The sequence below is a fragment of the Oceanisphaera psychrotolerans genome (genome assembly GCF_001870485.1).
GTDB classification, from domain to species: Bacteria; Pseudomonadota; Gammaproteobacteria; order Enterobacterales; family Aeromonadaceae; genus Oceanimonas; species Oceanimonas psychrotolerans.
On sequence record NZ_MDKE01000011.1, the window covers coordinates 292,718 to 306,944 of the forward strand.

A 14,227-nucleotide genomic window follows, 5' to 3' on the forward strand; every position below is an offset into this window, starting at 1 on the left:
AATCTGTACACCGGATCGGCGACGGCCGCCTCACAGCATGCTTTTCAGCTCCGGCAGCACTTCGAACAGATCGGCGACCAGACCATAATCGGCCACGTCGAAAATGGGGGCTTCGGCATCCTTGTTGATGGCCACGATGATCTTCGAGTCTTTCATCCCCGCCAGATGCTGGATAGCGCCGGAGAGGCCCACCGCAATATAGAGTTCGGGCGCCACTATCTTGCCTGTTTGTCCCACCTGCATGTCATTGGCGGCAAAGCCCGCATCCACCGCCGCCCGGGTGGCGCCTACCGCTGCGGTCAGCTTGTCGGCCAGTTGCTCCAGCAAGGCAAAGTTCTCTTTCGAGCCCATTCCCCGACCGCCGGAAATAACCACCCGCGCCGCGGTCAGCTCGGGTCGCTCGCTGGTCGCCAGCTCCTCGCCGACAACGCGGCTGCCTCCGGGGCCAGCCACCGGCGTCAGCACTGCAAGTTCCGCCTGTCCGTCACCCGGCACCATGGCCTCGAAAGCGGTGGCACGCACCGTCAGTACCTTGACCGGGTCCAGCGACTGCACCGTGGCGATGGCATTGCCCGCATAAATAGGGCGGCGGAAGGTATCGGCTGTCTCGATGGCCATCACGTCCGACACCATGCCCACATCCAGCAGCGCCGCCACCCTTGGTAGCAGATTCTTGCCCTGGGTGGTGGACGCCGCCAGCACATGACTGTAATCACCGGCCAGCGACACCACCAGTGCGGCGCAGGGCTCGGCCAGCTGATGTTCGTAGCCGGCATCGTCTGCCAGCAACACCTTGCCGACAGCGAAGCCGGTACCGGCTTCGGCCACCGCCCGGCAGCCATGGCCCATCACCAGCAGATCGATCTCGCCACCCAGCTGGGTGGCGGCCGTCAGGGCATGCAGGGTGGCGGGTTTGAGGCCGGCGTTATCGTATTCTGCTATCACCAGTGTCGCCATCAGATCACCTTTGCATCGTTTCTCAGTTTATCCACCAGCTCGGCCACACCCTTGACCCGGATGCCCGCCTTACGCTCCGGAGGCGCCGTCACCTTCACCAACCGGGTATGAACCCGGGGTTCAACCCCCAGCTGCTCGGCGGTGAGGGTGTCCAGCGGTTTCTGTTTGGCCTTCATGATATTGGGCAGGGAGACATAACGCGGCTCGTTCAGCCGTAGATCCGTGGTCACCACCGCCGGCAGCGTCAGCGCCAGGGTCTGCAGACCACCATCCACCTCGCGGGTCACTCTTACCTCGTCGCCATCCCGTTCGATACGAGAGGCAAAGGTGCCCTGAGGCCAGCCGGTCAGTGCCGCCAGCATCTGGCCCACCTGGTTGTTGTCGGTGTCGATGGACTGCTTGCCGAGCAACACCAGCCCGGGCTGCTCCCGCTCCACCAGCTTTGCCAGCAGCCTGGCCACCGTCAGTGGCTCGACCACGCCATCGGCGGTCACCAGCAGGGCCCGGTCGGCGCCCAGCGCCAGCGCCAGGCGCAATTGCTCCTGCGCCGCCTGCGGACCGATGGACACGGCGACGATTTCCGATACCCAGCCCGCCTCCTTCATGCGCACCGCCTCTTCCAGCGCGATCTCGCAGAAGGGGTTGGCTGCCATCTTCACATTGCCCAGATCCACGTCGCTCTGATCGGCCCGCACCCGCACCCTGACGTGGTAATCGATAACTCTCTTGACCGTGACCAGCACCTTCATCCTTGCCTCCGGACGCTTTCGGATCTGCTTTAATATTACTCCATGAGCCCAGATCCTGCCGTTTTCACCTTTGTTAAATATCACAACCAATACAATACTTTAGCCATAGGTCAATCTGAACCATACCCAACACGAGCGGGGCCGGATGATGCAACGGGAATCGATGGAGTTTGATGTGGTGATAGTGGGAGCCGGCCCCGCCGGGCTGTCTGCCGCCTGCCGACTGATGCAACAGGCCGCCGATGCCGGCCTGACCCTCAGCGTCTGCGTGGTGGAGAAAGGAGCCGAGGTCGGCGCGCATATTCTGTCCGGTGCCCTGCTCGACACCCGCGCCCTGGCCGAGTTGTTTCCGGACTGGCACGCCCGGGGTGCGCCGATACACACCGCTGTGAACGACGACCGCGTCTACATGCTGACCAGCGACACCGGCGGCATCGAGCTTCCCTCCGCTCTGGTACCCGCTCCCATGCACAATCAGGGTAATTACATCATCAGCCTGGGCAACCTGTGCCGCTGGCTGGCGAGCCAGGCCGAGCAGTTGGGAGTAGCCGTCTTCCCGGGCTTTGCCGCCCAGTCACCGCTTTACGATGAGCAGGGGGCGGTATGCGGTATTCTCACCGGCGACATGGGGCTTGGAGCAGATGGCCACCCCAAGCCCAACCATGTGCCGGGCATGGAGCTGCGCGCCAGATACACCCTTTTTGCCGAGGGCAGCCGCGGTCATATCGGCAAGGAGCTGATTGCCCGTTTCGAGCTCGACCAGGGCCGGGATGCCCAGCATTACGGTCTCGGCATCAAGGAGTTGTGGCAGGTGGCGCCGGAACGCCACCGGCCCGGTCTGGTGATACACGGCAGCGGCTGGCCACTGGAGGACGCCCGGGGCGGATTTTTCATGTATCACGGCGATGACGGCCAGGTGGCGGTAGGCCTGATCGTGGATCTCGACTACAGCAACCCCTGGCTCAGCCCGTACGAGGAGTTTCAGCGGCTCAAGCATCATCCGCTGCTGGCTCGTCACCTTTACGATGGCAAGCGTCTCGCCTTTGGTGCTCGCGCCATTACCAAGGGTGGCCTGAACTCGCTACCGAGCATGACCATGCCCGGTGCCCTGCTGCTGGGCTGCGATGCCGGCACCCTGGATGGCGCCAGGATCAAGGGCATTCATACCGCCATGAAGTCCGGCATTCTGGCCGCCGACACCCTGGTGCAGAGCCTGGCCGGCGGCGACGCGGGTGCCAACATCCTCACCGATTTCGAGGCCGCCTTCAAAGACAGCTGGCTTTACCGGGAGTTGAGCCAGAGCCGAAATTTCGCTCCCGCACTGCATAAACTCGGTCCCTGGCTGGGCGGCGCCTTCAATTATCTGAATCACAACTGGCTGGGGGGGAAACTACCCTTTACCCTGCACGACAAGCGCCCCGATCACGCGACCCTGACGCCCGCCGACCGGGGTCGAAAAATCAGCTACCCCCGGCCCGACGGCCAGCTGTCATTCGACCGCTTGTCGTCGGTGTATCTGGCCAATACCGGTCACGACGAAGATCAACCCTGCCACCTGCTGCTGGCCGACCCCGAACTGCCGCTGCGCGACAACCTGCCGCGCTTCGGCGAGCCGGCCCAGCGTTACTGCCCGGCCGGGGTCTACGAAATCATCGATAATGCCGGCGAACCGCAATTTCAGATCAATGCCGCCAACTGTGTGCACTGCAAGGCCTGCGACATCAAGGATCCGGCACAGAACATTCGCTGGACACCACCGGAAGGCGGCAGCGGTCCCAACTACCCCAACATGTAACAAGCGGATATAAAAAAACCCCTAAGGCCGTGATCCCAATAACCTGTCGGAATCAATGCCTTCGGGGGATGGCAAAGCTTGTTATTATTTTTTGTCATTGGCTCTGTTGTAACGCAGGGGCACACCGGTTGCGTGTTCGTGTATGCACTGCAAAAACTTTACGCCCGGACTCCTCGTTACACAAGTCAGACTTTAGTCCTACAGCCGCAGGCCGCCGTCCATTTCCAGCACCCGGCCATGAAAATACTCGTTGTCGATAATGTACTGCAGACTGTGCACCAGCTCGTCGGTCTCGGCCAGGCGCCCGAGGGGAATATTTCGGGTGATACGCGCCATCGCTTCCGGTTTCATCTGTGCGGTCATGGGAGTGGCAATCACCCCGGGGGCAATACCCGCCACCCGGATGCCATAACGGCTCAGCTCGCCGGCCCAGCACACCACCAGCGACGCCACCCCGGCCTTGGTGGCCGCATAATTGCTCTGGCCGCGATTACCGGCCCGGGCCACCGAGGAAATATTGACGATAAGACCGCCCTCGCCCCGTTCGGCCATGATAGCCGCCGCCTCCCGTCCGCAGAGAAAAGTGCCGGTGAGGTTGACATCCACCACCTGCTGCCACTGTTGCAGGCTCATCCTGTTGACCACCTTGCCCTCTTCCAGCTTGACCAGCAGGGCATCGCGCATCAGCCCCGCATTGTTGACAAGTACTTTCAGGCCGCCCAGCTCCCGTACCAGATGACCGAAGGTTTCCGTCACCCGGGTTTCATCGGTGATATCACACAGATAGACCCCCACCCGGCGCCGGTGGCCGCCACCATTTCGCCGCTTTTGGCAGATCCTTCTCGTTGTTGTCGATCAGCGCCAGCGTCGCGCCCTTGCGAGCCAGATGGTGCGCCATCGCCTGCCCCAGCCCCCGGCCCGAGCCGGTAATCGCCACTACCTTGCCTTTGATGTCCATGACTACTCACCTCCCTCGATCGGCCGGAATAACCTCAGCAGGCTGGAAAAATCCAGTTCATCAAAGCCCGCCACCTGATGCAGGTTGAACAAGGCTCTGGCGGCCGACCCCATGGGAACCGGAGAGCCGCTGCCCTGGCTAAGCTCCATGGCGAGATTCAGATCCTTGCACATCAGCCGAACCTGAAAGCCCCCCTGATAACCACGGGATGCCGGCACCTTGTCCATCACCCCCGGCACCGGGTTATACAACTGCAGCACCCAGTTGTTGCCCGAGCTCTGCTTGATGATCTCCGACAGCACCTTGGGATCCAGGCCGTTGTTGACACCCATGTTGAGCGCCTCGCAGGTGCCCGCCATCTGCACCGCCAGCAGCATGTTGTTGCAGGCCTTGGCTATCTGGCCCGCCCCGTGTTCACCCGCATGCAGGATCTTCTGCCCCATCTGGCTCAATATCGGTTCGGCCCGGGCAAATTGCCCTGCCGTACCACCGACAATAAAGGTGAGGGTACCGGCCTCGGCGCCGGCCACCCCGCCGGAGACCGGCGCGTCGATAAACTCCAGCCCATGGGTCATGGCCTGGGCGGCCGTGGCCCGGGCGGTGGCCGCATCGATGGTAGAACAGTCGATCACCAGGGTGCCCGCCGCCAGATGATCGAACAGGGGATCCGGACCGCTCACATAGAGGGAGTCTACCTGAGTGCCGCTTTGCAGCATGGTGATCACCACCTCCGCCTGCTGCACCGACTCGGCGGCAGACCCGGCCGCCATGGCACCCTGCCCGGCAGCCCGGTGAACGGCTTCGGGTTGCAAATCGTATACCCGCACCCGATGCCCGGCCCTGAGCAGGTTCACCACCATGGGGCTGCCCATGTTGCCCAGACCGATAAATGCGATGCTTGCCATAATGCCTACCTCCGTTACAGACTCGTCAGCGGATTGACCGGCCAGGGTGATTCAAACAACGCCGTCAATATCCCTTCGTCCACCTCATCCAGGCTGCCGAAAGTCCAGTCGGGCCTGTTGTCCTTGTCGATCAGCCGCGCCCTTACCCCCTCGGCAAACTCCCGAAACCGACACAACTGCACCGACAGCGCCAACTCCTGGCGAAACACCTCTACCAGCGAACTGTGCCGGCTACGATGCAGCTGCCCGGCAATCACCGCCATGGCCAGCGGGCTGCCCGCTGCCAGGCTTTGCCGGGCCTTGTGATACCAGGGATCCTCACACTCGGCCTCGAGTATCGCCGCCACCTTCTCCTTCAGACTGTCTTTGTCCAGCAGACGGCGGATCCGTGGCTGATACTGCCGCAAGGGGGACGGCAACCCGGCGAAAGCTCCCACCGAGTCAACCTCCAGCTGGCGCAGCACGGCATTCACCGCCGCCGCAGGATTGCTCCAGTCCGCCACCGCCAGCAAGGCCGGCAGCAACTCGCCCCGCTTGCCGGCGGCGATGGCTCTGTTGCCCAGTCCCAGCCAGTGGGCGTCGTTCCCGTTGATGGCGCACCCGGTCAGGGCGATAAATTCCCCCAGCCCCGGCGGTAAACGATTGAGAAACCAGCTACCGCCCACATCCGGATACAGCGCTATGGTCACTTCCGGCATCGCCAGGCGGCTGGTTTCGGTGACGATGCGGTGCGAGCTGGCGCTGAACAATCCCATGCCGCCGCCCATCACGATGCCCCCCCCCCAGCACAACACCGGCTTGTCGAAGGTATGCAGCAGGTAATCGAGCCGGTATTCCTGCTCGAAGAAGCGCGCCGCCAATTCGGGAACCGGCGTCAGCCCCCGTTCATCGGCAGGCCCGGTTGCTCGAATGGCATGATACAGACTCACCACATCACCGCCGGCGCAGAAGGCTTTGTCGCCGACGCCATCGAGCAGCACCGCCACCAACTGCGGATCCTGCTGCCAGGCGCTCAGGGTCGGCAGCATCTGCTCGATCATCTCCAGCGTCAGGGCATTGAGACTGCGCTCGGCATTCAGCCTGATATGACCGATACGTCTGCCACCAGTGGTTGGATACTCATCAATGATCAGGCCACTCATGCATTCTCCTTATACCGAAGCTTCAGAGGCCACAGGGCCACCTCCCCCGACACGCTGCAAGTACATCCATGTAAGCTCACCCATGCCATCCATGGCATGTGATGGTCGGCTGAGGCAATCCCTGTGGCCTCTTGAACGACTTGGAGCTGTCTGTTGAAGGTGCCATCCGGAGACTCCGCTGTCCCGAGGAGGACAAAGGGATCTGCTCCGACGACCTTCCGTTTCAGGGACGAAACGGAGAGCGTACATGGACGTATCCACAGCGTGTCGGAGGATCAGACCCTTTGTCCGACTGACGTCCCCTTTTCCACAACCGCCATCACAACTCCCCACTCCCTTCCGCCAGCACCCGGCGGGCGATCAGCAATTTCATGATTTCGTTGCTACCTTCCAGAATACGATGCACCCGGGTATCGCGCAGATAACGCTCCAGCGGGTATTCCCGGATATAACCGTAGCCGCCATACAACTGCAGCGCCTGATCGCACACCCTAAACCCCACATCGGTGGCAAACCGCTTGGCCATGGCGCAATAGGTGGTGGCGTCCGGGTGGCCGGCATCCAGCCTGCAAGCGGCCAGTCGCACCAGCTGGCGGGCCGCCACCAATTCGGTGGCCATGTCGGCAATGGTAAATTGCAGCGCCTGAAACTCGGCCAGTTTACGGCCGAACTGACTACGCTCCTGCAGGTACTGCCGCGCCTTGTTCAGTGCCTGCTGGGCCGTGCCCAGCGAGCAGCTGGCAATATTGACGCGCCCGCCATCCAGCCCCTTCATCGCTATCTTGAAGCCCTCTCCTTCCCGTCCCAGCAACTGCCCGGCCGGTACCTTTACCCCCTCGAAAGTAACGGTGCGGGTCGGCTGGCTGTTCCAGCCCATCTTGTCCTCGGGCCGGCCATAGCTGATGCCCGGGGTGTCGGCATCCAGCGCGAAGGCGGAAATGCCGCCGGCGCCCTCGACACCGGTACGGGCCATCACCACCAGCACCTGGGTACTGCCGGCGCCGGAGATAAACATCTTGCTGCCGTTGAGCTCGTAATGATCACCGACCCGACGGGCACTGGTTTTCAGGGCGGCGGCGTCGGATCCGGCATTGGCTTCGGTCAGGCAGTAGGATCCCAGCAGGCGGCCACTGACCAGTCCTTCGCCCCAGCGGGCCCAGCCGTCCTCTGCTCCGAAGCTCGCCACCATCCAGGTGACCATGTTATGGATGGTGAGGAAGGCGGTGGTGGAGGTGCAACCCGTGGACAGGCGTTCGAAGATCAGGCTGGCGTCGAGCCGGCTCAGACCCAGGCCACCGGCCGACTCCGGAGTGTAGAGGCCGCAGAAGCCGAGCTCGCCGGCCTGTTGCAGCACCTCGACCGGAAAGTAATGATCCCGATCCCAGTCGGCGGCATGGGGCTCCAGTTCGTTACGGGCAAAGTCATCGGCCAGCTCGACGAAGGCGCGCTGTTCGTCACTCAGTTCAAAGTCCATAAGCTCTCCCTCCGGTCAAAAAAAGATGCTGGCTTGTCGAGCTCAGAGGCAGCAGGGTTGCCTCCTCCGACACGCTACAAGTACATCCATGTAAGGCTCACACATGTCATCCCTGACATGTGATGGTCGGCCGAGGCAATCCCTACAGCCTCATTTTGAGCCCGAGCTAACTGTTGGCATCACAAACAAGCGATGCCGGGTTTCAGGGAGGACAAAGGGATCTGCTCAGCCGACCATCCGCACCATGAATGGTGCGGCTGAGCCCCCTGGGCTGGGTTCACGGCGTGTCGGCGGAGCTGGCCCTTTGGCCTAAGTGCAAACATTGAGCTAAAAACCAAGCTGTTCTCCTAATCTGGATATGTGACCAAGGGACAGACTTTGCTGTCATTTCAGGTGAATCGACATATTGGGGTCGGCCACGACGTCGTCGTCGAACCAGCGAGCGGTGATGGTCTTGGTTTCGGTGTAGAAACGCACCGCCTGCTTGCCGTAGGCATGCAGGTCGCCGTAGAAGGAATTGCGCCAGCCGGTGAAGGAAAAGAACGGCAACGGCACCGGTATGGGCACGTTGATGCCCACCTGACCGACCTGGATCTCGTGCTGGTATTTGCGCGCCGCCGCCCCCGAGGCGGTAAAAATCGAGGTGCCGTTGCCATAGGGGTTGGCGTTCACCAGGGCGATGGCCTCATCCAGCTGTCCGCCGTCATCACCAACAGCACGGGGCCGAAGATCTCTTCCTTGTAAATGGTCATGTCGGTGGTCACGCCTCTGAACAGCGTCGGCCCCAGCCAGTTGCCGTCCGGGTAGCCGCTGACCTGAACCCGGCTGCCGTCGAGCAGGCAGTCGGCCCCCTCGCTCTTGCCCCTAGCGATCAGCTGCAATACCCGCTGTTTGGCCGACGGACTGATCAAGGGGCCATAACCGGCCTTGGGATCGATCCAAATGCCGGGATGCACCTTTTCCATCGCCGCCTGCAGCTCGGGGATCAGGCTATTGGCTTCCCCCACCAGCACCGCCACCGAAATGGCCATGCAACGCTGACCGGCAGCACCGACCGAGGCCCCGACCAGGTTATTGACCGCCTGCTGCCGGTTGGCATCGGGCAACACCACCATGTGGTTCTTGGCGCCGCAGAAGGCCTGTACCCGCTTCAGATGGTCGGTGCCGGTGCGATAGATATGCTGGCCCGCCGCCACCGAGCCGACGAAGGAAATGGCGCGCACATCCGGGTGCACCAGCAGCAAGTCGACCACCTCCTTGCCCCCGTGTATCACCTGCAACAGGCCGTCGGGTGCCCCCGCTTCCATGAACAACTCCGCCAGCCGCATCGGCACCAGGGGATCCTGTTCCGAAGGCTTGAGCACGAAGGTATTGCCGCAGGCAATGGCCATCGGAAACATCCACAACGGTATCATGGCCGGAAAATTGAACGGCGTGATCCCCACGCAGACCCCCAGCGGCTGGGTAACGCTGTAACAGTCGACCCCGCGCGCCACGTTTTCCTGGGTTTCCCCCATGCTGAGCGAGGCGATATTGGCGGCCTGCTCCACCACCTCGATACCGCGCCACACATCACCTCTGGCATCCTCGAGCGTCTTGCCGGTATCCTGGCTGAGCAGCCGGGCAATTTCATCATGGTGTTCTTTCAGCAATGCCTGATAACGCAGCATCAGACGGCCCCGCTCCGGCACCGGCGTTTCTTTCCAGTCAAGAAAGGCGGCGCTGGCCGCCGCCACCGCCGCCGCCACTTCTGCCCCGGTGGCACAAGGCAGAAGAGCAATCACCTTCTGGGTGGCCGGATTATTCACCTCCAGCCACTGTTCGGTGCAGCTGGCCACCATTTTACCGTCAATAAGCAGTGGAACCTGATATGCCATGGCGTTACTCCCTCCGGATTCAATAAGCTCTGGGTTCGATAGGCTCCAAGGTCAAATCAGCTCCAGTGCCACCGCCGTGGCTTCCCCCCCGCCGATGCACAACGCCGCCACACCTCGTTTCAAGCCCCGCCGACGCAGGGCGTGGAGCAAGGTCACCACAATGCGGGCACCGCTGGCACCGATGGGGTGGCCCAGGGCGCAGGCGCCACCGTTGACGTTCACTCTGGCTGCATCGAGCCCGAGCTCGTTGATCGCCAGCAGGGTCACCACCGCAAAGGCTTCGTTGATTTCATAAAGGTCCACCTCGTCTGCCTGCCAGCCCACCTTCTCGAGTACCTTACTAATGGCGCCAACCGGTGCCAAAGTGAACTCTGCCGGCAATCGGGCATGAGTGGCGTGCGCCAGCACCCGGGCCAGGGGGGCAAGTCCCAGCATCCGGGCGTGCTCGGCGGTGGTCACTACCAAGGCGGCGGCGCCATCGGAAATGGAGCTGGAATTGGCGGCCGTTACGGTGCCGTCTTTGGCGAAGGCCGGCCTGAGCTTACGGATTTTATCCGGCTTGGCCTTGCCCGGCTGTTCGTCTGTGGCCACCGCCACCGTGTCGTGCCGATGCTCGACCAGCACGGCGGCAATTTCCTCGGTGAAGGCCCCCTCGGCCATGGCGCGCCGTGCCCGGCTCAGAGACTCGAACGCGAAGTCATCCATCGCCTCCCGGCTAACGCCATACTGGTTCGCCGTCTGCTGGGCAAAGCTGCCCATCAGGCCCCCTTCGTAGGCGTCTTCCAGGCCGTCGAAAAACATATGATCGAGCAACTGGGCGTGCCCCATGCGCAAGCCTGCACGCGCCTTCGGCAACAGGTAGGGCGCCAGGCTCATGCTTTCCATGCCGCCGGCTACCATCAGTCCGGTGCTGCCCGCCCTGAGCTGATCATGAGCCAGCATCAGCGCCTTCATGCCGGAACCACACATCTTGTTGACCGTGGTGCAACCGGTGCTCACAGGCAATCCCGCCGCCAATGCCGCCTGCCGGGCCGGCGCCTGCCCCAGCCCTGCCGCCAGCACGCAGCCCATCACCACTTCATCTACCTGCTCCGGCGCCACTCCGGCCCGTTGCAGGGCGGCGGCAATGGCTGCAGCCCCAAGCCGGGGGGCTGGCACCGTACCCAGTTCTCCCTGCATCGCCCCCATCGGCGTGCGGGCCGCGCCCACTATCACTATCTCGCTGTTTGTCATGCTGGCTCCATCCACCTAATCCCCTCACCCCGAATACTTATTCAAGCTTAGCCAACCCTCGCCCATCTCATTGCACTATAGTTAATGCGGCAATATCGGCAGCAAACGAGGCCAAAACCTCCACAGCTTCACCCGAGACCATCCCTTGAAGAGGAGGACGCCATGACCCCCTACTCGCCCCTGAATATCGGCCTGGACGACACCCTGACCATGCTGCAAGAGCAGGTGGCGGCCTTCGCCGGGCACGAAATCGCCCCCCTGGCCGACGCCATCGACAGAGACAACCGCTTTCCCGCCGAACTCTGGCCCAGGCTGGGTGACATGGGGCTGTTCGGCATCACGGTGGCGGAAGAGCATGGCGGGGTGAACATGGGCTATCTGGCCCATGTGCTGGCGATGGAAGAAATCAGCCGGGCCTCGGCGGCGGTGGGATTGTCTTACGGCGCCCATTCCAATCTGTGCGTCAACCAGATCCACCGCCACGGCAGCGAAGAGCAGAAACAACACTACCTGCCGCCCTTGCTGAGCGGCGAACACGTCGGCGCCCTGGCCATGTCCGAGCCCAACGCGGGATCCGACGTGGTGTCGATGAGTCTGCAGGCCCGGACGGATGGCGACCACTTCGTGCTGAACGGCACCAAGATGTGGATCACCAACGGTCCCGAAGCGAACGTGATAGTGGTCTACGCCAAGACCGAGCCTAAGGCCGGGGCCCGCGGCATCAGCGCCTTTATCGTGGAACGCGACACGCCCGGCTTCAGCCATGCCCAGAAGCTCGACAAGCTCGGCATGCGCGGCTCCAGTACCTGCGAGCTGGTGTTTCAGGACTGCCGTGTGCCCGGAGCCAATCTGCTCGGCCCTCTGAACGGCGGGGTGGAAGTGCTGATGAGCGGCCTCGACTACGAACGGCTGGTGCTGGCCGGTGGCCCGCTCGGCATCATGCAGGCGGTCATGGATCTGGTGCTGCCCTATGTACGGGAGCGCAAACAGTTCGGCCAGGCCATCGGCGACTTTCAGCTGGTACAGGGCAAGCTGGCGGACATGTACACCAGGATGAACGCCGCCCGCTGTTATACCTATATGACTGCGATGGCGGCAGACCGGGGCCAGCTGTCCCGCAAGGATGCCGCCGGTGTGATACTGCTGGCCTCCGAAAGCGCCACCCAGATGGCATTGGACGCCATTCAGCTGCTCGGCGGAAATGGTTATATCAACGAGTTCCCCGCCGGCCGCCTGCTGCGGGATGCCAAGCTGTACGAAATCGGCGCCGGCACCTCGGAGATACGCCGCATGCTGATCGGCCGGGAACTGGTACAGAATCGGTGAGGGCAGAAATGCGGCTAAAACAATTAACCATAAATGTGAAACACAGCTCCAGCGAACATCGGCAAAAGGGCCAACTTTGCGACTCGCCGTGAACCCATCCATGGGGGCTCCGCCGCGCCATCCCTGGCGCAGAGGGTCGGCAAAGTCGATCCCTTTTACCTCTCTTTCTGCTCCGAGTTATCTGCCTGGGAGTAAATAATGACTATTCTGCCCAATAACATTAATCCCGAATCGGACCGGTTTCAGGCCAATCATGAGGCCATGGCCGCCGAGGTGGTGGCAATGCGTGAACGGGTGGCAGTCATCGAGCGGGGCGGCGGCGAGAGCAGCCGAAAACGACATACCGACAGAGGCAAGCTGCTGCCCCGGGAGCGGGTACGCCAGCTGCTGGACCCGGGGGCGCCCTTTCTCGAGCTGTCCCAGCTGGCGGCCCTGGATGTCTACGACGACGCCGTGCCGGCGGCGGGGCTGATCGCCGGCATCGGCCGGGTCAGCGGGGTCGAGTGCATGATAGTGGCCAACGACGCCACGGTAAAAGGTGGCACCTACTACCCGCTAACGGTCAAGAAACACCTGCGCGCCCAGGAGATTGCCGAACGTTGCCGCCTGCCTTGTATTTATCTGGTCGACTCGGGCGGCGCCCACCTGCCCAGCCAGGCAGAAGTATTCCCGGACCGGGAGCACTTCGGACGCATCTTCTTCAATCAGGCGCGGATGTCCGCCGCCAACATTCCCCAGCTGGCGGTGGTGATGGGGCTCTGTACCGCCGGCGGCGCCTATGTGCCGGCCATGGCGGACGAGTCCATCATAGTGCGCCATCAGGGCACCATCTTCCTGGGGGGGCCGCCACTGGTACGCGCCGCCACCGGCGAGGTCGTCAGCGCCGAAGAGCTCGGTGGCGCCGAGGTGCATATCCAGACCTCGGGTGTGGCGGATCACGCCGCCGAAGACGACGCCCATGCGCTCTGGCTGGCTCGTCGGCTGGTCGCCAACCTCAACCGTTCGCCGTTACCCGCTCCGCATCATGCTCCGCAGCCGCCCCGGTACCCCGCCGAAGAACTCTATGGCATCGTCGGCACCGACTTGCGCAAGACCTTCGAAATACGCGACGTCATCGCCCGGTTGGTGGACGACTCGGCCTTCGATGAGTTCAAGCGCGACTATGGCACCACCCTGGTGACCGGCTTCGCTCGCCTGCACGGCTATCCGGTCGGCATTGTCGCCAACAACGGCATCCTGTTCAGCGAATCGGCCCAGAAAGGCGCCCACTTCATCGAATTATGCTGCCAGCGCCGGGTGCCGCTGCTGTTTCTGCAGAACATCACCGGCTTCATGGTGGGCAAAAAATACGAGGCCGAGGGCATCGCCAAGCACGGCGCCAAACTAGTAATGGCGGTGGCCTGCGCCAATGTGCCCAAGATAACCCTGATCATCGGCGGCAGCTTCGGCGCCGGTAACTACGGCATGTGCGGCCGGGCCTATGATCCGGACTTTCTGTGGACCTGGCCCAACAGCCGCATCTCGGTGATGGGCGGCGAACAGGCCGCCGAAGTGCTGGCCCGGGTGAAACGCGATGCCAGGGAAAAGGCCGGTGAATCCTGGAGCGACGCCGACGAGGCGGCCTTCAAGGCGCCCATCGTCGCGCGCTACGAGCAGGAAGGACATGCCTGGCATGCCAGCGCCCGGCTGTGGGATGACGGCGTCATCGACCCCATAGACAGCCGGACTGTGCTGGCCATGAGCCTGGCACTGGCCCTGAACCGGCCCATGGACGAGCCCCGCTTCGGGATCTTTCGCATGTAGGAGGCCTC

General features: G+C 62.7%; 11 protein-coding genes and 1 pseudogene. 3 read left to right on the top strand and 9 right to left on the bottom strand.

Going from position 1 to position 14,227, the window contains the following annotated elements; translation table 11 throughout:
• Positions 1 to 30 precede the first annotated feature (30 nt).
• The gene (locus tag BFR47_RS05525; protein ID WP_071472130.1) at positions 31 to 957 is read right to left on the bottom strand and encodes an electron transfer flavoprotein subunit alpha/FixB family protein; all 927 of its coding nucleotides are present in this window, start codon (positions 955 to 957) and stop codon (positions 31 to 33) included.
• On the bottom strand, positions 957 to 1,706 hold the full coding sequence (locus BFR47_RS05530; RefSeq protein WP_071472131.1) for an electron transfer flavoprotein subunit beta/FixA family protein: 750 nt from the start codon (positions 1,704 to 1,706) through the stop codon (positions 957 to 959). Before BFR47_RS05530 ends, BFR47_RS05525 begins: the two co-directional genes overlap by 1 nt.
• A gap of 148 nt (positions 1,707 to 1,854) precedes the next feature.
• On the opposite strand from BFR47_RS05530, the gene BFR47_RS05535 reads away from it, so the two are divergent.
• Entirely contained in the window at positions 1,855 to 3,501 is a 1,647-nt protein-coding gene (locus BFR47_RS05535) for an electron transfer flavoprotein-ubiquinone oxidoreductase (protein ID WP_071472226.1), read from the top strand.
• Positions 3,502 to 3,699: 198 nt separating this feature from the next.
• Here BFR47_RS05535 and BFR47_RS05540 read toward each other — a convergent pair whose 3' ends face one another.
• The 7 genes and pseudogenes from BFR47_RS05540 to BFR47_RS05565 form a co-directional block, all read right to left on the bottom strand.
• Positions 3,700 to 4,296, bottom strand: coding sequence for an SDR family oxidoreductase (locus BFR47_RS05540; protein ID WP_281245944.1), 597 nt, complete (start codon positions 4,294 to 4,296; stop codon positions 3,700 to 3,702).
• Complete coding sequence (locus BFR47_RS19075; protein WP_281245945.1) at positions 4,277 to 4,459, bottom strand: SDR family NAD(P)-dependent oxidoreductase; 183 nt, start codon at positions 4,457 to 4,459, stop codon at positions 4,277 to 4,279. The genes BFR47_RS05540 and BFR47_RS19075 overlap by 20 nt, the downstream gene beginning before the upstream one ends.
• Positions 4,460 to 4,461: 2 nt before the next feature.
• Positions 4,462 to 5,364, bottom strand: a complete 903-nt coding sequence (gene mmsB, locus BFR47_RS05545) for a 3-hydroxyisobutyrate dehydrogenase (RefSeq protein WP_071472132.1) — start codon at positions 5,362 to 5,364, stop codon at positions 4,462 to 4,464.
• Positions 5,365 to 5,378: 14 nt separating this feature from the next.
• A complete protein-coding gene (locus tag BFR47_RS05550) occupies positions 5,379 to 6,506 on the bottom strand; it encodes an enoyl-CoA hydratase/isomerase family protein (protein ID WP_071472133.1) in 1,128 nt (375 codons plus the stop codon).
• A gap of 319 nt (positions 6,507 to 6,825) precedes the next feature.
• Positions 6,826 to 7,980: an acyl-CoA dehydrogenase family protein gene (locus BFR47_RS05555; RefSeq protein ID WP_071472134.1), complete on the bottom strand. Its 1,155-nt coding sequence runs from the start codon at positions 7,978 to 7,980 to the stop codon at positions 6,826 to 6,828.
• 384 nt (positions 7,981 to 8,364) lie between these two features.
• A pseudogene (locus tag BFR47_RS05560) lies at positions 8,365 to 9,857 on the bottom strand (CoA-acylating methylmalonate-semialdehyde dehydrogenase).
• 51 nt (positions 9,858 to 9,908) lie between these two features.
• Positions 9,909 to 11,090, bottom strand: coding sequence for an acetyl-CoA C-acyltransferase (locus BFR47_RS05565; RefSeq protein ID WP_071472135.1), 1,182 nt, complete (start codon positions 11,088 to 11,090; stop codon positions 9,909 to 9,911).
• Between the two features lie 162 nt (positions 11,091 to 11,252).
• Here BFR47_RS05565 and BFR47_RS05570 point away from each other — a divergent pair, with 162 nt between their 5' ends.
• Together BFR47_RS05570 and BFR47_RS05575 are read left to right on the top strand one after the other, a co-directional pair.
• Positions 11,253 to 12,416 (top strand): isovaleryl-CoA dehydrogenase, encoded by a 1,164-nt coding sequence (locus BFR47_RS05570; protein ID WP_071472136.1) that lies wholly within the window; start codon positions 11,253 to 11,255, stop codon positions 12,414 to 12,416.
• Between the two features lie 198 nt (positions 12,417 to 12,614).
• A complete protein-coding gene (locus BFR47_RS05575; protein WP_071472137.1) occupies positions 12,615 to 14,219 on the top strand; it encodes a carboxyl transferase domain-containing protein in 1,605 nt (534 codons plus the stop codon).
• The last annotated feature ends 8 nt before the right edge of the window (positions 14,220 to 14,227 follow it).

What these genes read in the sequence shown, in the direction of transcription:
- BFR47_RS05575 (WP_071472137.1), top strand. Translation starts at nt 12,615, where the DNA reads ATGACTATTCTGCCCAATAACATTAATCCCGAATCGGACCGGTTTCAG.
- BFR47_RS05530 (WP_071472131.1), bottom strand. Translation starts at nt 1,706, where the DNA reads ATGAAGGTGCTGGTCACGGTCAAGAGAGTTATCGATTACCACGTCAGG.
- BFR47_RS05550 (WP_071472133.1), bottom strand. Translation starts at nt 6,506, where the DNA reads ATGAGTGGCCTGATCATTGATGAGTATCCAACCACTGGTGGCAGACGT.
- BFR47_RS05525 (WP_071472130.1), bottom strand. Translation starts at nt 957, where the DNA reads ATGGCGACACTGGTGATAGCAGAATACGATAACGCCGGCCTCAAACCC.
- BFR47_RS05555 (WP_071472134.1), bottom strand. Translation starts at nt 7,980, where the DNA reads ATGGACTTTGAACTGAGTGACGAACAGCGCGCCTTCGTCGAGCTGGCC.
- BFR47_RS05535 (WP_071472226.1), top strand. Translation starts at nt 1,855, where the DNA reads ATGCAACGGGAATCGATGGAGTTTGATGTGGTGATAGTGGGAGCCGGC.
- BFR47_RS05565 (WP_071472135.1), bottom strand. Translation starts at nt 11,090, where the DNA reads ATGACAAACAGCGAGATAGTGATAGTGGGCGCGGCCCGCACGCCGATG.
- BFR47_RS19075 (WP_281245945.1), bottom strand. Translation starts at nt 4,459, where the DNA reads ATGGACATCAAAGGCAAGGTAGTGGCGATTACCGGCTCGGGCCGGGGG.
- BFR47_RS05570 (WP_071472136.1), top strand. Translation starts at nt 11,253, where the DNA reads ATGACCCCCTACTCGCCCCTGAATATCGGCCTGGACGACACCCTGACC.
- mmsB (WP_071472132.1), bottom strand. Translation starts at nt 5,364, where the DNA reads ATGGCAAGCATCGCATTTATCGGTCTGGGCAACATGGGCAGCCCCATG.